Origin of the sequence: Providencia sp. PROV267, assembly GCF_028477825.1 — a bacterium.
Taxonomy (GTDB): Bacteria; Pseudomonadota; Gammaproteobacteria; order Enterobacterales; family Enterobacteriaceae; genus Providencia; species Providencia stuartii.
This window is the reverse complement of the sequence record NZ_JAMPLX010000003.1, coordinates 79,671-102,678: the sequence shown is the minus strand read 5'-3', so window position 1 is coordinate 102,678 and position 23,008 is coordinate 79,671. Positions and strand designations below refer to the sequence as shown.

Genomic DNA, 23,008 nt, shown 5'->3' with positions numbered 1-23,008 from the left:
AGATCGTTAGATGATAATTTTTTACAGTTATTATTTATAAAACTCAAAATAAGTGTTCTTAGTAATTTTATTGCATTAAAAATGATGGGGTCGATACCGATTTAGTGCTAAGATTAAAATAATTAACCAAAATTTATGAGATGACTCTATTTCTAGATTAGGGCTTATAGAAAATAGATAAATTTTAGCTTACACTAGGTTTCTTGAATGTCATTATAATAGCGAAGAAAAGTGCTGGTAAGGTAACTATATGTTTTCAAACAATAAAATTTTTGTTGCGTCTTTGCTTTTGGCTGGGACAGCAATTCTCTCTGGCTGTTCTTGGGGCTCTAACACGAATTATTCAGAAAAAACTGATGCCACAGCTTCATCAACGGCTAATTCAGCGACGGGGCAGCAGTACATGGATTATTCCCATGCTGATTCTCAGACTGTTTTAAACACGGCAATTAATCATAAGCCCGCTGGGCAAAATCCTACGATGCTAAATCAATCTGGAAGCGAAGGTGAGTCATTCCAGAGTTTAAGCACCTGTATTAAAGAACTTAATGCACTGAAAACACTGTCACCAGCAGATTACAATCGCTTAGTCGGTTCCTTTAAAGAAGTGAGCGAAATTAATCAGCTTTATAAACAAGTCGCATCGACAGCAAGTCCAGACACGATTGAACTGTTACAAATGGCAATAGAAGCTAAAACAAAAGTTCTTTGCGCGAAAGTTCGTTATAACTCAGTCCTGTCTACCGAATCAACATTGGAAAAAATTAGTGGATTATGAGAATTAACCTAAGACTTTGTATATCTTTGGCCATTTTTTCGGCTGCTTTTAGTCAATTTGCAAAATCGGATAGCTTCAATAATGTCATTGATGACTTTGACACTTACCTGCAATTAGAGCAGGAAGGTAAAGTGCCGGAAAAGCCATTGAATATTCAAGGTCAGGGATATGACTCATTTTCATCTTTACCGCTCGCTCCTGAGCCAAAAGAAAAATCTAAATCTGCTGCGGGTAAAAATGCAGGCCAAAGTAAAACGCCTGCACGTACCCAACCTAAAGCTAAAGGGGCGGTCACTCAGCAGACCCAGACTAAAGTTACGACGACAAAAGTAGCTACACAAGCTAAAGGTCAGATGACAGAACAACCTAAAGTTGCTTTGTCTGAATGCCCATTACCAGAAGAAAGCATTGTGGATCAACAAACTGGTTCAGCACACCAGTCTTTGTTATTGTCATCCTACCCTTATTTCTTTAATTCAAACCAATGGCATCCACAGTATTTATCGAAAGATTTTGCTAAATACCAAATTGTTCTAGATCCATTAGGACTTTACTCTGCTAAGTACTCAATGGGGGTATTGCGTGATAATACGGCTTACCTAGAACAGCTTGCCGATCTGCTCGCGCAACAACAATCGACTCACCTATTTAGATTTGGTGCTGCTCAAGGCGCTGGTCAGTTAATTGCTTATCATCAACTTTTAACCGATAGGCAATTAGTCGAAAAATTAATTGCACATAATAAAAGTGTAGCGGAACTCAGTCATGATATCGCCGAGAAACAATTTGAAATAGAGCGTATCAATAACGAACTTGCCGAAAATAAAAATCAAGTTGCTTTGTTACGTGAAAAACTAAGTGCAACAGATGATAAAGAAACCATTGTATTACTGACGGATGAATTGAACTCCGTTAAAAATATACTGGCAGATAAAGAAAATAATTTAGAACAACTCACTGCACAGAATCAACAAGCGCAGAAATCAATTGCGGCACTTGAGAAAAAACTTAGCGAAAGTATTCAAGCTCAAGCATTAGCAGAAAAACAACTTGCTGAGAAAGATAAACAAATAGAGCAAGCAAAATTACAATTTGAAAATGCTCAGAAGCAAGTTGAACAATTAACCGCCCAGCTAACTCAATTAGAAACGGATGCAAAAGAGCAGGCGGAACGATTAAATAAAAATAGTGACGAGCAAGTTAAGCTCGTGACTGCTTCACTTGAAAAACAGAAGGAATTACTGAAGCAAAAAGAGTCAGAACTTCAGTTAACTCAAAAACAAAATAGCGATATTCAAGCTGAACTGTTGAAACAGCAAGCAGCTTCTAAAGCTTTTGAGGCTGAGCTAAAAGCGGCACAACAACTGTTAAAAACGAATAAAACAGAGCAAGATTCGCTGGCGAAACAGTATGCAGAAAGTCTGAAAATTCAGCAGCAGCTACAAGAAAAATTAGCGAAACAAGAGCAAGAGTTTGCAACAGCACAAACTCAGCTGAAAAAAGCCAATACGGATGTTGTTGAGCTGCAAAAAGAGATAGAGAAGCAGAAGCAGCTAATGACGCAAGCGTCGGATCAGCAAGTAAAAGCATTGACGGCTGATCTTAACCAACAAATTGCGTTATTGAAGAAACAAGAAGCGGTGTTGCAAAAAGCGGAGTCAGATAGTCAAGCGACACGCGAAGCGCTGGCGAAGCAACAGGCCACAGCGCAACAGTTAGTAGAGCAGAAAAAAGCGTTAGAAGCTGAGTTGAAGACAGCTCAAGCACAGTTACAAGCACAGAAAACGGAGCAAGCGACATTAGCGAAGCAATATGAAGCAGGTCAGAAAGCCCAGCAGCAGCTACAAGAAAAATTAGCGAAACAAGAGCAAGAGTTTGCAACAGCGCAAACTCAGCTGAAAAAAGCCAATACGGATGTTGTTGAGCTGCAAAAAGAGATTGAGAAGCAGAAGCAGCTAATGACGCAAGCGTCGGATCAGCAAGTAAAAGCATTAACGGCTGATCTTAACCAACAAATCGCGTTATTGAAGAAACAAGAAGCAGTGTTGCAAAAAGCAGAGTCGGATAGCCAAGCGACACGCGAAGCGCTGGCGAAGCAACAGGCCGCAGCGAAACAGTTAGCTGAGCAGAATAAGCAGCTACAAGCGCAGTTAAAAGATAACGAGCAGCAGGCCGCAAAACTGCAAGCCTCGTTAACGGCTCAAACGGCACAAGCGGAGCAGAAAAAAGCGTTAGAAGCTGAATTGAAGGCGGCTCAAGCACAGTTACAAGCACAGAAAACGGAGCAAACGGCATTAGCGCAGCAATATGAAGCAGGTCAGAAAGCCCAGCAGCAGCTACAAGAAAAATTAGCGAAACAAGAGCAGGAGTTTGCAACAGCGCAAACTCAGCTGAAAAAAGCCAATACGGATGTTGTTGAGCTGCAAAAAGAGATAGAGAAGCAGAAGCAGCTAATGACGCAAGCGTCGGATCAGCAAGTAAAAGCATTAACGGCTGATCTTAACCAACAAATCGCGTTATTGAAGAAACAAGAAGCAGTGTTGCAAAAAGCGGAATCGGATAGCCAAGCGACACGCGAAGCGCTGGCGAAGCAACAGGCCGCAGCGAAACAGTTAGCCGAGCAGAATAAGCAGCTACAAGCGCAGTTAAAAGATAACGAGCAGCAGGCCGCGAAACTGCAAGCCTCGTTAACGGCTCAAACGGCACAAGCGGAGCAGAAAAAAGCGTTAGAAGCTGAATTGAAGGCGGCTCAAGCACAGTTACAAGCACAGAAAACGGAGCAAACGGCATTAGCGAAGCAATATGAAGCAAGTCAGAAAGCCCAGCAGCAGCTACAAGCGAAATTAACGCAGCAAGAAGAAGGCTTCACTACCGCTCAGGCTCAACTGAAAAAAGCGAATACTGATATCGCTCAGTTACAAAAAGAGATTGAGAAGCAGAAGCAGCTAATGACGCAAGCGTCGGATCAGCAAGTGAAATCATTAACGGTTGAGCTTACTCAGCAAGTATCGCTATTAAAATTGCAAGAAGCGGTACTGAAGAAAGCGGAAGAAGATAGTCGAGCGACACGCGAAGCGCTGGCGAAGCAACAGGCCGTAGCGAAACAGTTAGCCGAGCAGAATAAGCAGCTACAAGCGCAGTTAAAAGATAACGAGCAGCAGGCCGCGAAACTGCAAACCGTGTTGACGGCACAAACCGCGCAGACGGAGCAACATAAAGCATTAGAAGCTGAATTGAAAGCTGCTCAAAAACAGTTACAAGCACAAAAAGCGGAAGTTGAAAAACAAGCTAAAGAGCGTGAGCAACAAATTAAACGCCTTGAAACTGATATTACGACTAAAGAGAAAAAAGCGGCTGAAATTGATAAACAGTTAGTCGAGGCTAACAAACAAATCAGTGCATTAAAACTGGATGCTGAGAAGCTAAAAGGAATTGATAATAAATATCAATCTCAGAATACTGAGTTAGAAAAACTGAAAAAACAGTTAGCTGACAGTGCTAATTTGCAAAAAGAGTTAGCAACAGCTAAAGATCAATTGAAGAAACTAGAAGCTGAATTGAAGCAGCAAATGTCATTAACTTCGAATGAAGCGCTTAAAGCCCAGATCATGGAGTTAAATAAAAAAGTCATGCAGCTTCAAGATGAAAATGACAAGTTAAAAGCGAAAATAGCGCCGAGTGGCTCTACATCGATTATGGGAGCACCTAAAAAGCAACTGTCTCAAAAAGAGCTAAAGGCAATTGCTCAAGCGAATGCAAAGCGTAATCAACGTATAATTGAGGAAATCACTAAGCAGAAATACAGTAAGCTTGATAGCTTTACGTATTATAAAATCCTGCAAAAAGGTAAGCCAATTACCAATGTGCAGAAGAAAAATATCACATTTATTATGCGAGAACAGCTTACTGATGGAACTCTGACGGTACTGTATAAGGATCAAGAGCCTGTCACATTGCCTTATAGTGAACTACCCGCACCGTTGAACTCCTTTGTTGAGAAAGCGGGTGAAGGGGGTATGGTTAAGGTTTATATTAAGCCAGAAGGTGGTTATGGCGTCGATGGAATACCTGGGGTCATTCCGCCAAACTCAATGTCGATTATTGATTTGAAAATTATCAGCGCTAAATAACCATAATCAAAAAGTTAAAAAAGGCCGTTTTACTAATTTAGTAAATGGCCTTTTTTGTTATCGTCCCTGCATAAGTACTGAAATTTTTTCCGTTATCCATTATTGAAAAACCACTGAAATAGAGATTAGAACCATCGAATTGAGAGCAATTCAGTTAGGGAAGGGCAGGCGTTTAGCTAATTATTATCTGCCTTTCTGTCAGTATATAGGGCAATGCACACATATCTATAACTGACAGGGCAAATGTATTTTTTAGAAATAATCTAAATCATCACATCAGTGAGTCGGTGATCTTGATTTACTTGGCGTATACCCAAAACGCTTACGATAGCTTTGTGTAAAATAAGATTGACTTGAAAAGCCTGCTTCCATTGATATTTCAACGATACTCATTTGAGTATTTACAAGCAATTGATGTGCATACATAATTCTTTTTTCGCTGATCCATGAACGTGGTGAAGTTGAATAAACCGCATTAAATAGTTCTTTAAAAGTTGTTAAGCCCATACCGAATGTTTTCGCAAAATCAGCCAGCTTCCACTCTTTTAAAAAGTTATTTTCCATGAAATTCTGTAATCGTTCTGCTTGTCGATTACTCAGTTGTCTTAAATTAGCCAGCAGCTTTGAGCCTTGTTCACTATAAGAAAGCAATAAAAGAAACTCAGATATACGTAATGTCACCAGTAATCTAGGGTATTGTTGGTCAACGATGGCTTTAAAGCTATTTTTTAATTCATCAATGAGTGTTGATGTAGTAAACCTAATCACATCATAGCTATTGGTTTCTGTACGTTCAATTTCACTCAATTGGCTGCCATAAAGATTAATGAACTCTCGTAAAAATTGATCTTCTAAGGATATCCAAAGAAATTCACAATCTGACTCATCATCCGTGCTTTTTAAAGCATATGAACCTTGTTTGTGATAAAGAATATCACCACAGTGTAGTGTTTCTATTGATGTAGGGCTTTCCCATATCAAGCTGCCCTTTTCAATAATAATTAATCCTTTTGTAGGTTGGTCGATAATAGAATACGGGTTCTCTTTATTAACCAAGACTCTTTTTATACGACGGTTAGTTACATTGCTATCATTTTGCATAACGCATCCTGAGTGTTAATTTTTTAATTAAATGTTGAATTTGTTAATGTAAAGTTAAGGTTGAATTCCTTTATCTATTTATTAGATGAACAATAAATTCATCTTTATCTGATTGATCAAAATTATATAAATCAGCCTTTTTTGTGTCACAGATTAATTCTAAATATTAATAAATGTTTCCAAATGCTAATTTTCCGAATTAATATCTTTTTTTGCTCGAAAAAAGTATTGTTAGAGATGTTTTTTAGTTATTTATAACTAGTTAGTTGTTTTTGTATAGTGATTAATACTGATAAATGGTTTTTAGTAGCATAAAAAGTAATCTAATGGTTTTATTCAATTCTGGTGTTTTTTGATCTAGATGGGGTAAGCCACCTTTTTCTGTATATTAGGAGGAAAATATAGTGATAGCTTTTATTGTTATTAATATCGGAAAATATAGTACTGATAAATAAATTTTATGTTTTTATCTGTTAGCCATGTTATCAATTAATTTTGTTACATGTAACGATAATAAATATTTGTCGTAATAACATAAATCACACAATATTTGAGATAGAAATCTCATTTATTAAACATATTTTCTAAAAGTATGGTTTTTGATAGTTCTATAAACATAGATTTTGATTATTAGTTATCATGGGGTACTAATTTTTAGAGAAACGTCACTCAAACGAAATGGATATAAGCTCTGTCGAGGAAGCAACCTATTGACGAGTTAAAAAAGATTTACAAGTGTTTAGGGGGCTAAGCGATAAATGACAATTAGCATGCCATAAATTGATAGGGCAACAGTTGGCGTTAAGAAAGGGGGCTTTTAAGATTATTTAATGATTGTTTCTTTTATTATCATCACACTCATTATCAATATATTTTAGCAAACTAATAAACCCAGCGAATATCACAATGTAAATAAAAAGTTATCTAGTGGTTAATTATCTGTGGATGAATTTCTATTACGTTTTCTTTCAGGGAGTTCAGGAACTGGCTTTCGGTCATCAAGTAAATGTCTGATGGCTAAGATGGGGTGATGGAGTAACATTTTTGGCCCAGCCCAGCGCATTACTATTTTCATTTGTTCTCGCATTTTTGGCTGGTAACAATGTATTGGGCATTGTTTACAAGCAGGCTTTTGCTCTCCATAACGGCATTTTTCGAGCCGATTAATTGCATAGGCATAGAGCTTTTTATATTGTTCTGGCGAATCAGCCGGTGCAGGATGTGCCTTTTCGTAGAGTTGGATCATTTTTTCGATAGTTTTTATTTCCCGCTGGATACGTTTCCCAACCATCTGTGCACCTCAATCTATCTACAATAAATTGTATTTAATATACATGTTATTGAAGGGAATAGAAAGTCGGCATGATAAGAAGATAAACCGAAAATGGCATAAGTAACGACTTATGCCATAATAAACAATAAGATAAAATTAACTAGAAAATGAGTAATATAAATTGTTAATTAAGGTTTAACTAAACCAAAAACAAGATAAAAACTTACTTATTTAGCCTAGTAAATTGAATATTAACCTTTATTTGCCGATTGCATTATTTTTTGCATTTCGTCTTTTATATGCAATTTTTCTTTTTTAAGCTTAGCAACATGCTCATTATAACCAGCACCGGAAGGGCCTTCTAATTTGCTGATCTCTTTATCGAGCTGATGATGTTTTTCATAAAGATTTTGGAAGCGGGGATGAGTAGATATTAACTTTGAAACTAAATCTTGCTCTGTAGATAACATAGTACCTCCTCAGAATGTATTTAAGCCTCATCTCCAGTATAAGCACTGTCTATTATTTATGCATTAAAACAGAGAAGAATTTACATAGTTTTTATCAAATTTATGATCATTCTACTAAAATTAGCTATGATGGGATTGAATTAGATAGTTATATTTTCTTATTTTTGAAATTAAGAATTATCCATAGTGTAAATTGTAGTATTTTTCACTTACTCTAGGTAAAAAGATTTCTATTTTTTATTAATATGATTGCATTTGATAGGATTTTATCATGAAAAAAGCGATTTTATCTGTAATGGCAGTAGCCTTAGTATCGTCTTGCGCAATGGCGACAGGGGAGTTAGAAAAGATCGCACCTTATCCTAAAGCAGAAAATGGCATGACACGTCATGTGATCCAGTTGGCAGCAAAACCGAATGAAGATAATTATCAGGTTGAGCTTGTGATCGGTAAAACCATTAAAGCAGATTGTAACCGTCAATGGTTTATGGGCGATCTAGAAGAAAAAACACTGGAAGGTTGGGGCTATAGTTATTATCAGTTAGAAGATGTTAAAGGGCCCGCTTCAACGATGATGGCATGTTCAGAGCCTGCAAAAGAACGTTTTGTGACTACGCAACTTGGTGATGATGCTTTTGTTCGTTATAACAGCAAATTGCCTATTGTAGTTTACGCTCCGAAAGATATGGATGTGAAATATCGTATTTGGTCAACGGATGATCAACTGCTCGATTCGGTCAAGAAATAACATATCCTATAAGTGCCACGGTTAATGCTGTGGCACTTTCCTTTATGGCTATCTAATAACTAAGACAGATGTTTTTGCATGGCGTACGATAGTTGATGCCGTAGAGCCTAATAAATAGGTGGAGGCACTTGGACGATGAGAGCCGAGTACAATTAAGCTCGCACCGATATCATCGGCATAACTGAGTATTTCGTCTTTGGCGGAGCCAATGCCAATTTTGCAGGTAATTCTTTCACCGGCGATATTAATATCTTTGATCACGTCTTCTAATGCTTTCAGAGCAAGCACGGAGCGTTCTGCCGAGTTTTTATGACTTTCAGGTAAGATAGTCACTTCAATACCAAAAAATAGCTCAGCGCTTGGGATCACAGATAAAAAATGAATTTCTGGTGAGCCTAATTTTGCTAGTTCTTCGATATGTTTAATGATCTGTGGATTAAGTGAGTCTTCTAATAGGTCGATAGGAACTAAAATTTTATTATACATAACCACCTCATTCATATGTTTATTCAAGCCATTATAGCAGTTAAGATTTAATATAGTATAAAGGATTTAACTTTTGTTAAATCAATGTAATTTAAACAAAAAACTATCATTTTCTGCTATTCAATTTAATACAAAAATAATAAAAATAACGATTATCATTCAATTCGATAGACTACAATTAAATAACAAGACTTTTCTTTAATTATATGTCAGTATTTACAGTGGATTTCATAACTAATTGATTTAAAAAGTTTAATTAAATGATAATTATTTTGCTTTTCATTAAGAATATATTATGGACAAAGAGAAAATATTAAATACGACAGGTGATGAGCTTACTCTTCAGCAGAAAAAGTTTCATGCAGCTAAAAAAAGCACCTTAGTCAGTGTCATTGTGAATATGATGCTTTCTATATGGCAGATTATCATTGGTTTTATTTCTCATTCTCAAGGGTTAATTGCCGACGGTATTCATACATTATCAGATCTCGTTGCTGACTTTGTTGTATTAATTGCCAATAAAAAGAGTCATAAAAAGCCTGATGAAGACCATCCTTATGGCCATTTTCGATATGAAAATGGTGCTTCATTGATCTTAGGGATTATTTTATTGATTGTTGGCGTTGGCATGATTTGGTCGGCAGTACAAAAAATGCTTGACCCTGATTTAATCCAAGAAGTTCACACGATTGCTCTCGTCGCAGCATTGGTCTCGTTGGTGGCGAAAGAAGGGCTTTTCCGCTATATGTTAAAAGTTGCCAATCAGGTCAACTCCAGCATGTTGGTTGCGAATGCTTGGCACGCTCGTTCAGATGCGGCATCTTCACTGGTTGTCGCTATTGGGATTATTGGTAGCTTATGTGGTTTGAAAATTTTTGACCCTATCGCGGCATTAATTGTGGGTACTTTTGTTTTCCGCATGGGCTATAAATTTACTTATCAATCAATGCAAGATCTGATGGATAAAGGTGCGGATGAAGAAACATTGCAAGAAATTCGTACTGTGCTTGAAAACATTGAGGGGATCAAAGGGTTTCACGATTTGAAAACACGTAAATCGGGCGATTTCTATTTAGTTGATGTTCATTTAGAGGTCGATGGTAATATGTCGATTGTGGCAGGCCATGAAATTGCGGTAAATGTACGTGATAAATTAATGGAAAACCCGCAAATCCTCAATGTCATGACTCACTTAGATCCATACGATAAAGAATGTATTCATTAGTTGAAAACCGCCAATAGAAAAATAACCGAAAGGGCCTCGCTTTCGGTTTTTTCTTCAAACTATCTTCCTGATTAAGCCTCTTTATATCTCAATCGTGCTTTATTTCACAAACTGTTTCACTATGTGACCGGTGTTGAACATATTGAAAATGCATTGCTCTTCGCCTCTGAAAAGCCCCTTATTGTGGTTATTTGTGTAAACGTTTACACTATCGCGAGATAGATCACAGAATAAGGTATTAGCCCGTTGCTATACTTTGCAAAGTGAATTTTCATATCCTTAATAGAATCAAGGGGTAAACGATGCAGCCAACAAAAGTGCTTGTCACAGGGGGGATGGGGTATATTGGTAGCCATACGTGTGTGCAGATGATCCAAGCTGGGTTTGCTCCAATCATTATTGATAATTTGTGCAATGCGAAAGAGGAAGTGCTCAATCGTATTGAAAAGCTAACCGCAGTGCGCCCGCTTTTTTATCAAGGTGATATTCGTGACGAATCTCTGTTAAACCGTCTTTTCTCTGAACATAAAATCAGCGCAGTGATCCATTTTGCGGGGTTAAAAGCCGTTGGTGAGTCGGTAGAAAAACCACTCGAATATTATGATGTGAATGTTAATGGCACCTTGGTGCTAGCCAAATGTATGCAGCGTGCTGGCGTACATCGTATCATCTTTAGCTCCTCCGCGACTGTTTACGGTGAACCGGATACGGTGCCTATTACAGAAAACTTTCCAACTGGCAATACACAAAGCCCGTATGGCACAAGTAAATACATGGTTGAACGCTGTTTATCCGATTTGGTGATCGCCGAACCAAATTGGTCTGTGACCTTATTACGCTATTTCAATCCAGTTGGTGCCCATCCTTCAGGTTTGATGGGGGAAGATCCGCAAGGTATACCGAATAATCTAACGCCTTATATTGCTCAAGTCGCCGTTGGCAGACGAGAAAAATTGTCTATTTATGGAAACGATTACCCTACTGTTGATGGAACAGGTGTGCGTGATTATATCCATGTTATGGATTTAGCGGATGGGCATGTGGCTGCACTGAAAGTGGTTAGTCAGCAGGCAGGATTACATATTTACAACCTCGGTACGGGGAGAGGAACGAGTGTATTGGAAGTCCTACACGCATTTGAAAAAGCTGTCGGCAGGGAAATCCCATACGTTGTTGTGCCAAGAAGGGCCGGTGATATCGCCGAGTATTGGTCGACATCAGAAAAAGCACAGCGCGAACTTGGTTGGAAGGTAACTCGTACCATTGATGACATGGCTATGGATTCATGGCGCTGGCAGTCTCAAAACCCTAATGGCTATGAATCGTAATAGATACAGGAGAAATAGAACATCATGGATAAAATAGCGTTCAACCCATCAGATTGCCCGCATCGGCGTTATAACCCATTAACAGGACAATGGGTTTTGGTCTCACCCCATCGTGCTAAACGACCTTGGAGTGGGCAAGATGAGAAGGTGGAAGTGAAACAACTGCCTAAATACGATGGAAACTGTTTTTTATGCCCAACCAACCATCGCGTTTCTGGTGATATCAATCCTGATTATCAAGATACATATGTGTTTCAAAACGATTATTCTGCACTATTACCTAGGTCTTGTGCGCAGCCAAAAGAACAATCGCCTTTATTTAAAACACAAGCGGTCAGTGGCTTGAGCCGAGTGATCTGCTTTTCACCTGATCACAGTAAGACTTTACCTGAACTATCGACAGCTCAAATCGGCCGTGTAATTGAAACTTGGCAGCAGCAAATTGATGAACTCAGCCAACGGTTTTTATGGGTACAAGTTTTTGAAAATAAAGGTGAGGTGATGGGGTGCTCTCAGCCACACCCTCATGGGCAGATTTGGGCGAGTGATTTCTTGCCTAATGAAATTGCTCGTAAAGATGAGCACTTAAAACAGTATTACCAGCAGCAAGGAAGCAATTTACTGTTGGATTATGCACAGGCAGAGCTGAAAGATGGCTCTAGAACGGTAGTGGAAACAGCACATTGGCTTGCTGTTGTGCCTTATTGGGCGGCTTGGCCGTTTGAAACCATGCTAATGCCTAAAATACATATTCGGCGTATGAATGAAATGAGTGTAGAGATACGCGATGACCTTAGTGTTGCACTGAAAAAGCTCACCTGTCGTTATGACAATCTCTTTCATTGTGCATTCCCTTACTCGATGGGATGGCATTTCGCTCCATTTTTTAGTGATAACCGAGAGATTGAACACTGGCAGCTTCATGCTCTTTTTTATCCACCTTTGTTGCGCTCAGCGACAATCAAAAAATTTATGGTTGGCTATGAAATGTTAGCTGAAACTCAACGTGATTTAACCCCTGAACAAGCAGCGGAAAGGTTACGAGGTGTCAGTGATATTCACTACAAGCAGCAGTAAATATTTAGAGCATACAACCAGCATGGCCGAGCCATTCCATTATTACCCAGATATTATCGAGAGGTTGCTATGAATAGCATCGAAATACTCCAACAAAAAGTGACAGAAGCCTTTATTAAGGGCTTTGATGCTCAGCCCGAGGTCTATGCGCAAGCGCCAGGACGTGTGAATATTATTGGTGAACACACTGATTATAATGATGGGTTTGTTTTACCTTGTGCAATTGATTATCAAACAATGACGGCAGCCAGAAAGCGCCCTGACCGTTTAATTCGCGTGATTGCAGCCGATTATGGCTATGATATTGATGAGTTTAGCCTTGATGAAGAGATCCTATTTTTGCCTGAAAAAATGTGGGCAAACTATATTCGAGGCGTCGTTAAATATCTATTAGCCAGAGGGTATCAATTTGGCGGATGTGAAATTGCGGTAAGTGGCAATGTACCTCAAGGGGCAGGACTTAGCTCGTCGGCTTCACTGGAAGTGGTGATTGGACAGACATTAAAGATATTGTATCAATTGGAGATTAGCCAACAAGACATCGCTTTGAATGGTCAGCAAGCTGAAAACCAATTTGTCGGTTGTAATTGTGGCATTATGGATCAGTTAATTTCTGCTTGCGGTGATGAGGGGCATGCACTATTAATCGATTGCCGTAGCCTAGAGTTAGCACCAATTCCAATTCCTGATGATCTTGTCGTCATGATCATCAATTCAAATAAAAAACGCGGATTAGTGGATAGCGAGTATAATATTCGGCGTCAGCAATGTGAAACTGCGGCGAAACAATTCGGCGTGAAAGCTTTGCGGGATGTTACATTGGCACAATTCGCCCAAAAGCAGGGGGAATTGACACCTCTAGTGGCTAAACGCGCTAAGCATGTTATTAGCGAAAACGACAGAACACTTGCCGCCGCAAAAGCCTTAACTGAAAATAATCTTCCCCTATTGAGTATGCTGATGGAGCAGTCACATATTTCTATGCGGGATGATTTTGAAATTACCGTAAAAGAGATTGATACCTTAGTAGAGATTGTGAAAGCGGTTCTAGGGGATCAAGGCGGCGTGAGAATGACAGGCGGCGGTTTTGGTGGCTGCGTGGTGGCATTGATGAAACAGCAACTCGTTACTCCTGTCATTGATGCGGTTGAGCAAAAGTATCAAGCGTTGACAGGGCTGAAGGCCGATATTTATGTTTGCCAGCCTAGTGATGGTGCTGGGATCATGGCGAATGCATGAAAATTGTAGGGAGAAAAGAATGCAGTTATCGAAAGACCAAGGGTATGTGGCACGTGCATCTAAAGTGATTGCATTGACCAACAGACATGGCATGAAAATTTTATTGTCAACCTTGGGAGCAAGTTGGATAAGCTGCATATTACCCATGTCGGCAGGTAAACGTGATGTTTTACTCGGTTCACCGAATATGGCGGCCCAAATGGATCAAGGCGTTTATCTAGGTGCAACCATTGGGCGAGTTGCGAACCGGATTGCACATGGCCGTTTTAATTTAGCGGGTCGTGAGTATCAGGTGACAAGTAATCAAGGTGAACACTGTTTACATGGCGGTCGGGATAATTTTAGTTATCGTGTTTGGAAGGTGACTCAAATTAACCCATATGAGGCAATTTTTTCGTTGGTTTCAGAAGATGGCGATCAGGGATTTCCTGGGGAATTACAAGCTGAAGTCCGCTATATATTAACGGATGAAAATAAAGTCATTATCGACTATCGTACACAAGTGAGTGAGTTGTGCCCTGTAAATTTAACCAATCATGCTTATTTTAATTTAGCTGGGGAAGATTCGGCGAGAACGGCCTTAGAGCACGATTTACAACTAGCGGCCACCCATTATCTGCCTACCGATAAGGGGGGGATCCCAACAGGCGAATGGCGTGATGTTTCTGAGACGTTTTTCGATTTTCGTCGTAAAAAGCGTATAGGCTATGATTTTTTGCAAGACGATGATCAAAAAGCAGTTGGTGGTTATGATCATGCGATGATCTTGGCTCCAGAGCTTACGGATGGTGAGCAAACGGTCGCTTCACTCTTTTCACCAGAAGGTGATGTTCGAATGGATATCGCAACAACTTTGCCTGCAATGCAAGTTTATACAGGGAATTATTTGATTTCGGTTCCGGGAAAATCACGTCATTATACCCCGTTTTCAGGTGTGGCCTTTGAAACTCAGTTTCCACCGGATGCCGTTAACCACCCTGAATGGGGGGAGCAATACAGCGGTATTTCACAGCCAAATCAAATATATCACCAGAAAACGAGCTATCACTTTATTTTCTGAGAGTAACGCCGCCTCATGCGGCGTTTTTCATATTACTATATTAAAAGTAGGGTCATCGTATCTATAATATACCCCATTGTTTTTTATACTAATGCATTGTTTAATGGCATCGACTGAACTTAGAGGTAAAAAATGGCAACGATCAAAGATGTAGCGAGAGAAGCGGGAGTGTCGGTGGCGACAGTTTCTCGAGTGATTAATCAATCACCGAAGGCAAGCAAAATGTCGATTGCTGCGGTTAAAAGTGCCATGAATAAACTCGGTTATCGTCCAAATGCAGCCGCTCGCGCATTGGTAAATCAAAGTTCTAACACCATTGGGGTATTGGTGAATGATGTCTCAGACCCTTTTTTTGGTACGATGGTCAAAGCGGTTGATGCGGTTGCCCACAAAAATGGTAAACACATTTTAATTTGTAATGGTTATCACACGGCGCAGGAAGAGCGCCAATCTATCGAATTGCTGATCAATAATCGCTGTGATGCCCTCGTTATTCACTCTAAAGCGTTGTCAGACGAAGAGCTGATAGAATTTGCCGAAGAAGTTCCTAGCATGGTATTGATTAATCGACGTATTGAGGCGATTGCTGATCGCTGTATTTCGTTGAATAACTACAAGGGGGCTTATCTTGCCACTGAGCACTTGATCCGCCAAGGCCATACTAAAATTGCTTATATTTCATCGGATCATAAAATAGAAGACGCTGAACAGCGGTTACTTGGCTATCGTGATGCATTGAAAAAACATGCAATTTCATTACCTGAAAGCTATATCGAATATGGCAAGCCTTATGGTGAGGGTGGTGAGCAGGCGATGACTAATCTATTGACTAAGTCCTTAGAGATCACCGCGGTTGTCGGGTATAACGATTTTATGGCCGCGGGGGCAATTGCAGTACTTGATGAAAATGACATTCATTCCCCAGAGCAGGTATCCGTGATTGGTTTTGATGATGTACTGATTGCCCGTTATATTCACCCTCGTTTAACAACCATTCGTTATCCCATCCAAATGATGGCTGAACGTGCCACTGAATTAGCGCTTGCTTTAGCACGTAATGAAAATATAGAGGCTGGTGGTTTAATCTATTCCCCTACACTGGTACAGCGTAACTCTGTACGTCCATTGAAAACCTCATGACTTCAATAATGTAAACGTTATCATATCTTTTGATGACGTTGACCCACCAGAGACATTTTTTCTCAAAAAATCCAAAATCGGACATTTTATGTACGTGAAATCGCCTTTAATGTGTTAAATAACATACAATTATTTGACATTTCGTTGATAAAATTAATCTATTATAAAAATCTGTGATTAATCTAACAGTGATATGCAATGGTAACGTTTACACTAATGCTGAATCATTTGGTGAAGGTGAAGGAACTTGATCATGCATACAGAAGGCGTTGGATTGAGCACATTAGACTACGGGATATTTATCCTGTATGTGCTTATTATCATATCAGTCGGTTTATGGGTTTCTCGTAATAAAAAAGGCGAGAAAAAAGGCACGAAAGACTATTTCTTAGCAGGAAAAACATTACCGTGGTGGGCAATTGGCTCTTCATTAATAGCTGCAAACATCTCTGCCGAGCAGTTTATCGGTATGTCAGGTTCAGGGTTTTCTATCGGATTAGCGATTGCCTCTTATGAGTGGATGGCTGCGTTAACACTAATTATCGTTGCTAAATATTTCATGCCTATTTTTATCGATAAGGGTATTTTTACTATCCCTGAATTCGTTGAAAAACGGTTTAATCGTACGTTAAAAACGATTTTAGCAGTATTTTGGCTAGCTTTATTTGTCTTTGTTAACTTAACATCTGTTCTTTATTTAGGTGCGTTGGCTCTACAGACTATCCTTGGCATTCCAATGTCTTATGCAATATTGGGTTTGGCGCTGTTTGCTATTGCCTACTCTCTTTATGGTGGTCTATCGGCAGTGGCGTGGACCGATGTTGTTCAAGTCTTCTTCCTTATTTTGGGTGGCTTACTGACGGCTATCATGGCGGTGAGTTACATCGGTGGTGATGCAGGGATCATGGCAGGTATGAGCCGTATGGTTAGTGAAGCTCCCCAGCATTTTGAAATGATTTTAAGCCAAGATAACCCTCAGTTTAGCAATTTACCGGGTATTGCGGTGTTGATTGGTGGTTTGTGGATCGCTAACTTGTATTATTGGGGTTTTAACCAATATATTATCCAACGCGCTTTAGCGGCTAAATCTATCAATGAAGCACAAAAAGGACTGGTTTTTGCTGCCTTCTTGAAATTAATTGTTCCTATCCTTGTTGTTGTTCCAGGGATTGCAGCGTATGTGATTGTCACTGATCCACAATTACTTGCGGGACTTGGTACAATGGCCCAAGAGCATATTCCAACGCTCGCACAGGCCGATAAAGCCTATCCATGGTTAACGCAATTCTTACCTGTCGGAGCGAAAGGGGTTGTATTTGCGGCATTGGCTGCTGCAATTGTTTCATCATTAGCGTCAATGTTGAACTCGGTCGCAACCATTTTCACGATGGATATCTATAAAGAGTATATTGCGCCTTCGACCAGCGATCATAAATTAGTTAATGTAGGTCGAGTCAGTGCGGTCGTGGCATTAATTATTGCCTGCTTTATTGCTCCATTACTGGGGAATATTGGCCAAGCTTTCCAATATATTCAGGAATATACAGGTTTAGTTAGCCCAGGTATTTTAGCCGTCTTCTTGTTAGGGTTGTTCTGGAAAAAAACGAATGCAAAAGGGGCAATTATTGGTGTGCTTCTTTCTATTCCGTTTGCATTATTCTTGAAGTTAATGCCTTTAGGTATGCCATTCCTTGACCAGATGATGTATACCTTCTTCTTTACTGCGGTAGTGATTGGGCTGATCAGCTTAACAACATCAAAAGAAGATGATAACCAAGGTGCAATTATCCTGACATCAGAAACTTTTAAAACATCAACAGGCTTCAACGTTGCTTCTTATGCAATCATGATTATCTTGTGTGTACTGTATGCACTGTTTTGGTAAGACATGGGCTTGATCAATAACGGGGACAGATGTCCCCGTTTTAGATCGAATAAATAAAGTTTTAGGTGTTGATTTATTATTTTATTGGGAAAGCAAAAGAATAATACACTAATAATTTGTCAATCATTGGAGGGTATTTCTGAATATTTTGTTTTAAGATGTCATGAGTAAACGCGTTATATTGGCCAGTTTAATGAACATGTTATTACTCAGGGTAACAAGGAATGTATATGCGCCATTTATTAAAAATTGCAGTTTTGCTGACTACAACTCTACATTCGATATCAGTCAGTGCAAATGAATATGCCCAAGATGATGAAAGTTACCTTCAATTTCTGAATGAAGAGGTGTCATATTATTGTTATTCCGAGCTAGAAAATCTTATTCTTAGTTCAAATTATCCACCCGCCGTAAAATATAAAAAGTCTTCCGATAGAGTCTCTATGGATGCCAGTTATCAAGACGAAAATATATTAGAAATAGGCATAATCGATAGTTGTAGCGATTATCTTCCGGGAGAGCAATTACAAAGGCCAATAGGTACTTTAAGTTATTTACTGAGATCAAATACGTTATGGACGACAGATAGCGATGGTCGGAAATTAAAGCAATTGGCGTTTGATAAAAAGTTAGGGGAGCAATATCAAAACTGCATTAAAAGAGAACAGTTTTGCTCTCAACGGCGCGAGCAGATCGGCTCTGAATTTTTTTCACCTAAATCAGATACATGGGTGGTCGTTGGCGAAAAAAAAGCATATTTCCACTCCGCTCCAACACCAGAATGCAAGAGTAATATTAATTTTGTAATACCTAATGATAAGGTGAAGGTTTTTAATCAACTAGCTAACTCTATGATTGATGATGAGGAAAATGAATATGTCTTTGTAAGTTATGGTAGAGCGAGAGGTTGGTTAAATGTGGAATCCGTATCCAAGCCTGAGGATATCTATTATAAGCTTGAGGAGCCATCAAAAGGGAATTATAGAGTTAAAGAAAAACGCCTCTACTTTTATGAAGACCCAGCCTTAGCTTGCGAAAAACCTGGACAGCCTTATGTCATTGAAGGGGATTCAGTATGGCTATTTAGTGCGCAAGAGTTTCCCGGTTTTGCTTACGCAAGTTACACTAACCCTAATACTGGAACGTTCACAACAGGGTGGCTACGGATTAATGGGCTAGAGAAAGAATAGAGTCAGCCTATAGAAATTGAAATAATAAATGAATAGAGCCGTGGTAAATAGCGTTATATCTATTTAGCCACGGGTTAATATCTTAATGGGCATTTACTTTTTATCAGTATAAATCTGGCAGGGATAGTATTGCTAGAAAGAGTATTCACAACTTTTGTGAGTTTGACTTGTGCTAAATAATAATTCGCTTTTTCTTTATCCATAACAACGTCATATCCGTGATCATACATATAGGCTATATTTTTAAAGGCGGTGTTTTCGAGAGTATTTTACCGGTGAAATAACGTATGGCTCCTCTTTGACTGTTGGATGAGCTTTATGCCGATGTAGTGAGTCACTTGAAAACGGTATTCGAAAATTTGCAGTGCCAGAGATGACGAGTAGAAACCGCAAAGCAGATGCAAATAACGACCATGGAAAGACTTTTAAGAGTATTGTCTGTAAGAGGAAAAATTGACATTCTACCATGGTCGTTTAATTTCAATCGGTTTAGCGTTGAATTAACTTAACTTCCTGTAAACCAAATAAAGCCACCCATTGTTATAACTGATAAAATGGTACTCCAAAATAGTGTTGATGCCATTTCTTGTTCCCCTGTTTTATATTCCACCGCAAAAATAACCGCTATTGATGCTGTAGGGATAGCCAGTGTTACAGACACTAAGCCTCGCTCGACATGAGGTATATGTAACGCAATCATAATTACCAGTATAATTAAAGGTAATAGAATATTTTTACTCAGAACATTTATGATAACAGATAGAGAAAAACTCACTTTTTGTGCATAGAGAACAGCGCCTACAGCAAATAATGCCACTCCACCAGTTGCTTGACCTAATAAAATAAATGAACCTTTTAAAAACTTAGGCATATCCAATCCAATCAGTAATAAAATAAAAGCTAGGATAGGTGCCCATACGACAGGTTGCATTAATGCATTTTTTATACTGTTAGCAACAATTGAAAATACACTTTTCTTATTTGTTGATGTGTTGTCAGAATCGCCACCAACTAAAAAGACTAATGCTAATGGAACCTGAATTAAATTCATTAATAAGCTACCGACGGCAATTGCAATATCAGCATCTGTAGTAAACAGAACGCCTAATACAGGGGTTCCAACAAAAGGTACAGCAGGACCGGCAATAGCAATGGAACGTAATGCGGCTAAACGAGCGCTAGATTTGAAGATGAAGCGGGAAATAAGGAAAACAGCAAGAAACCCCACCACCATGCCCACGAATATCCACAAGAAAACATCAACGTTATTGATTACTTCTGTTAATGGAGTACTTAATATTCCTGCAAATAGCAATAATGGTAAGGCATACAACATAACCATTTTATTTAATATAGTGGCTTGATCCTTATTGAAGTCATGTCGATACCCTGCAAAATATCCGAGTAAAAGAGTAACCACAATAGGCAGTAACGCTGTAATAATAGTATCTAACATTAGATAACCTCTTTTATACGCAAAAAAGGCGCAATAACACGCATTGCGCCTCAAGTTTATTTAATTACAACAAAGGAGGTGTCGTAGGAATAATAGGAACTTCAATCACGGTAGGAACTGAACGTGAAAATGCCACCTTACATATTTGGCTTATCTCATCTATTGTTTCAGCACGTACGCCAACACAACCATAACCTTTAGCTAAAGAAGTGATATCTATATCAGGCAAGTCAAGGCCCGGAACGCCTGGGGAATCTTCTAATTCAGCAAAGGATTTCAAGATCGCATATTCATAGTTTCGTGGTACAACAAACAATATAGGTAGCCTAAGTTGAGCAGCTGTCCATAGGCCTTGAATTGAATATTGCAAAGAACCATCACCGATAATGGCTAGAACAGGACGATTTCTACCGCTATCTCTTTCTGCTAATGCGATACCAATACTTGCGGGTAAATTCCAGCCAAGGCTTCCGCTTGCAAAAGTGTAGAAAGAGTCTGGCTTATCAATAGGCCATGCGGTATGCAATTCACCAAGATTAGAGGGTGATTCTTCGATTAACACAGTATTTTCGGGAGTAAACTCACGTAACCCTTGAAATAATTCTAATGCAGAAAGCTGTTGACCTTTATGTGGTAATGGCGGTGCTGCTGGGTGAGGTGACATTCTGTGATGTTGTTGCGGAACTTTAGGTGGTGTTATTGAGCGTTTTGGCACTAGATTGAGTAATGCTTCTAATGCTAACACCGGGCTAGATAACAAACTATCACCAACAGGAGCTCTTCCAGATTCATTAGGGTCATCAGTAATATGCAGTAATTTTAACCCCTCGGGAATATATTCGCCTTCCACATAAGGATAATAGCGAAATATCGGTGCGCCAATAACAATAGCGACATCATAGCCTTTCAATTTTTCTGATAACGGTTGAATAGCAAAAGGCAATCCGCCAGCATAAAGAGGATGGTTTTCAGGGAATGAGGGCACCTCTGACGCGGGGGCACTGAATACATGGCAATTCAATTTTTCTGCTAATTGAATCCCAATATCCCAGCCTTTCCCTCGAGCAATACCAGAACCATATATAAGTGCTGAATTTTTAGCCGTTGATAGCTTATCGGCAAATTGAGAAATCCGGATAGGGTCTGGCGCAAATTGTGATGCAACAGTGCGTACTACAGCATCACCTAATGCAGGTTTATCCCAATCATCTAGCGGAATGGATAAAAAAACAGGACCAGCAGGTGGTTGTAATGCCATTGCATAAGCGCGCATAAATGCAGCGGGTACATCTTCTGCTCTGACAGGTTCATAGCTCCATTTTATCCAAGGTTTAGGCAGTTCTGTTGGTGAAACGTTGGTTAACCAAGGTTCCATTAACAACATTTCACGAGTTTGATTACCCGCAGTAATAATTAATGGTGTTTTATTCTGTGCCGCAGTCATAATATTACTCATTGAGTTACTTAGGCCTGCGGAGGTATGGACGTTGACGATAGCTGGTTTTCGAGTCGCCTGAGCATAGCCGTCGGCAGCACCAACCGCTGATGATTCGTGTAATGTTTGAATGTAACGAAAATCTTTAGGGAAATTTTTTAAAAAAGTCTCCTCTGTTGAGCCTGGGTTACCAAATAAAGTCGTTAGTTCAAGCTGACGTAATAAATCAAAGGTGACGTCACGGATAGTTTTTGTCTTCATATCGTACTAATTCCTTAAATCAATAAAAGTTAATATTGGTCATGCAGGTTCTAGCTAAATGAAAAACAACAATGGCATTTTGAAGAGTGTTAACTATCTAATTTCGTTTAGTTGCTTGATTATTTATCATAACACCAGTTATTTAAGATGTAATGAAGTTATAATATTTTAATATTAACTCTATTGATATTTATAAACATTAACGCAATCATTAATAGATTTGTTTTAGATTTAATAACTATTTACTTTTGATTATTATTTATTGAGTGGTTTTGTTTGATATGGTGTAAAGATTAATTCAAATAAACATAATGTTGCGTTTATTTTGTCTATTTATGATTGCTTTTCTTATAGGCTAAGTTTATTTTTTTTATATCTTATAAGGTATTTTATCAGTTGGTTTTTTATTTAAGTAAACATTGTCCATAAAATCAATCAATTGAATTTTAAGGTTTATTTCCATTGTCTGTTCTAATTTTTATTTAGATGAGTTTGTTAATAAAATCAATCACATTCGTTTAACTGTGCTATTTATGAATTTTAACTGTTTTTATCGGTGCTGCATCACTGATTGCTGTATATTGGGAATAATTAATTCTTTTTCCATCTAACGCATTAAGATAACGTAAATTAACATTAACTTTTAACAGATGAACCGATAATTGCTTTTGATGGATTAAAATAAAAATGGAGGTCGGCTTCGCTGATTTTGAAAAGTAATATTGG

At 38.8% G+C, this 23,008-nt stretch carries 17 protein-coding genes; 11 read left to right on the top strand and 6 right to left on the bottom strand.

The genetic code is table 11. The features are described from left to right. Positions 1 to 250: 250 nt before the first annotated feature. The gene (locus tag PR709_RS03070) at positions 251 to 778 is read left to right on the top strand and encodes a hypothetical protein (protein ID WP_004921685.1); all 528 of its coding nucleotides are present in this window, start codon (positions 251 to 253) and stop codon (positions 776 to 778) included. A 26-nt stretch (positions 779 to 804) separates the two neighbouring features. Beyond that, on the top strand, positions 805 to 4,908 hold the full coding sequence (locus tag PR709_RS03065) for a hypothetical protein (RefSeq protein WP_147441371.1): 4,104 nt from the start codon (positions 805 to 807) through the stop codon (positions 4,906 to 4,908). Positions 4,909 to 5,184: 276 nt separating this feature from the next. Here PR709_RS03065 and PR709_RS03060 read toward each other — a convergent pair whose 3' ends face one another. The 3 genes from PR709_RS03060 to PR709_RS03050 all read right to left on the bottom strand — a co-directional run bounded on the left by PR709_RS03060 (position 5,185) and on the right by PR709_RS03050 (position 7,752). Next, a complete protein-coding gene (locus tag PR709_RS03060) occupies positions 5,185 to 6,009 on the bottom strand; it encodes a helix-turn-helix transcriptional regulator (protein ID WP_004921678.1) in 825 nt (274 codons plus the stop codon). Positions 6,010 to 6,940: 931 nt separating this feature from the next. Next, on the bottom strand, positions 6,941 to 7,300 hold the full coding sequence (locus tag PR709_RS03055; RefSeq protein WP_004921676.1) for a nitrous oxide-stimulated promoter family protein: 360 nt from the start codon (positions 7,298 to 7,300) through the stop codon (positions 6,941 to 6,943). A gap of 233 nt (positions 7,301 to 7,533) precedes the next feature. Then, the gene (locus tag PR709_RS03050) at positions 7,534 to 7,752 is read right to left on the bottom strand and encodes a DUF465 domain-containing protein (protein WP_004921673.1); all 219 of its coding nucleotides are present in this window, start codon (positions 7,750 to 7,752) and stop codon (positions 7,534 to 7,536) included. A 271-nt stretch (positions 7,753 to 8,023) separates the two neighbouring features. On the opposite strand from PR709_RS03050, the gene eco reads away from it, so the two are divergent. Continuing rightward, positions 8,024 to 8,500: a serine protease inhibitor ecotin gene (eco, locus tag PR709_RS03045; protein WP_004921671.1), complete on the top strand. Its 477-nt coding sequence runs from the start codon at positions 8,024 to 8,026 to the stop codon at positions 8,498 to 8,500. 48 nt (positions 8,501 to 8,548) lie between these two features. On the opposite strand, the gene PR709_RS03040 is transcribed toward eco, so the two are convergent. Continuing rightward, positions 8,549 to 8,986, bottom strand: a complete 438-nt coding sequence (locus PR709_RS03040; protein WP_014656379.1) for a universal stress protein — start codon at positions 8,984 to 8,986, stop codon at positions 8,549 to 8,551. 295 nt (positions 8,987 to 9,281) lie between these two features. Between PR709_RS03040 and PR709_RS03035 the strand changes: the two genes are divergently transcribed. The 8 genes from PR709_RS03035 to PR709_RS03000 all read left to right on the top strand — a co-directional run bounded on the left by PR709_RS03035 (position 9,282) and on the right by PR709_RS03000 (position 19,130). Then, positions 9,282 to 10,211 carry a cation diffusion facilitator family transporter gene (locus PR709_RS03035; RefSeq protein ID WP_004921660.1) on the top strand — a complete coding sequence of 310 codons (930 nt, stop codon included), beginning with the start codon at positions 9,282 to 9,284 and terminating at the stop codon, positions 10,209 to 10,211. A gap of 302 nt (positions 10,212 to 10,513) precedes the next feature. Then, positions 10,514 to 11,539, top strand: coding sequence for a UDP-glucose 4-epimerase GalE (galE, locus tag PR709_RS03030; protein WP_272570711.1), 1,026 nt, complete (start codon positions 10,514 to 10,516; stop codon positions 11,537 to 11,539). A gap of 24 nt (positions 11,540 to 11,563) precedes the next feature. After that, on the top strand, positions 11,564 to 12,616 hold the full coding sequence (locus tag PR709_RS03025; protein WP_004921656.1) for a UDP-glucose--hexose-1-phosphate uridylyltransferase: 1,053 nt from the start codon (positions 11,564 to 11,566) through the stop codon (positions 12,614 to 12,616). Between the two features lie 78 nt (positions 12,617 to 12,694). Next, positions 12,695 to 13,855, top strand: a complete 1,161-nt coding sequence (galK, locus tag PR709_RS03020; RefSeq protein WP_392504923.1) for a galactokinase — start codon at positions 12,695 to 12,697, stop codon at positions 13,853 to 13,855. Positions 13,856 to 13,874: 19 nt separating this feature from the next. Continuing rightward, positions 13,875 to 14,915 (top strand): galactose-1-epimerase, encoded by a 1,041-nt coding sequence (gene galM / locus PR709_RS03015; protein WP_014656377.1) that lies wholly within the window; start codon positions 13,875 to 13,877, stop codon positions 14,913 to 14,915. Between the two features lie 132 nt (positions 14,916 to 15,047). Next, positions 15,048 to 16,055 carry a substrate-binding domain-containing protein gene (locus PR709_RS03010; RefSeq protein ID WP_004921645.1) on the top strand — a complete coding sequence of 336 codons (1,008 nt, stop codon included), beginning with the start codon at positions 15,048 to 15,050 and terminating at the stop codon, positions 16,053 to 16,055. A gap of 253 nt (positions 16,056 to 16,308) precedes the next feature. Continuing rightward, the gene (locus PR709_RS03005; RefSeq protein ID WP_154611346.1) at positions 16,309 to 17,940 is read left to right on the top strand and encodes a sodium/sugar symporter; all 1,632 of its coding nucleotides are present in this window, start codon (positions 16,309 to 16,311) and stop codon (positions 17,938 to 17,940) included. Positions 17,941 to 18,170: 230 nt separating this feature from the next. Next, the gene (locus tag PR709_RS03000; RefSeq protein WP_104872858.1) at positions 18,171 to 19,130 is read left to right on the top strand and encodes a hypothetical protein; all 960 of its coding nucleotides are present in this window, start codon (positions 18,171 to 18,173) and stop codon (positions 19,128 to 19,130) included. Between the two features lie 505 nt (positions 19,131 to 19,635). Here the strand turns inward: PR709_RS03000 and PR709_RS02995 are convergent. Then, positions 19,636 to 20,586, bottom strand: coding sequence for an AEC family transporter (locus tag PR709_RS02995; protein ID WP_004921631.1), 951 nt, complete (start codon positions 20,584 to 20,586; stop codon positions 19,636 to 19,638). 64 nt (positions 20,587 to 20,650) lie between these two features. Beyond that, the gene (gene mdlC / locus PR709_RS02990) at positions 20,651 to 22,282 is read right to left on the bottom strand and encodes a benzoylformate decarboxylase (RefSeq protein ID WP_272570709.1); all 1,632 of its coding nucleotides are present in this window, start codon (positions 22,280 to 22,282) and stop codon (positions 20,651 to 20,653) included. Between the last annotated feature and the right edge of the window lie 726 nt (positions 22,283 to 23,008).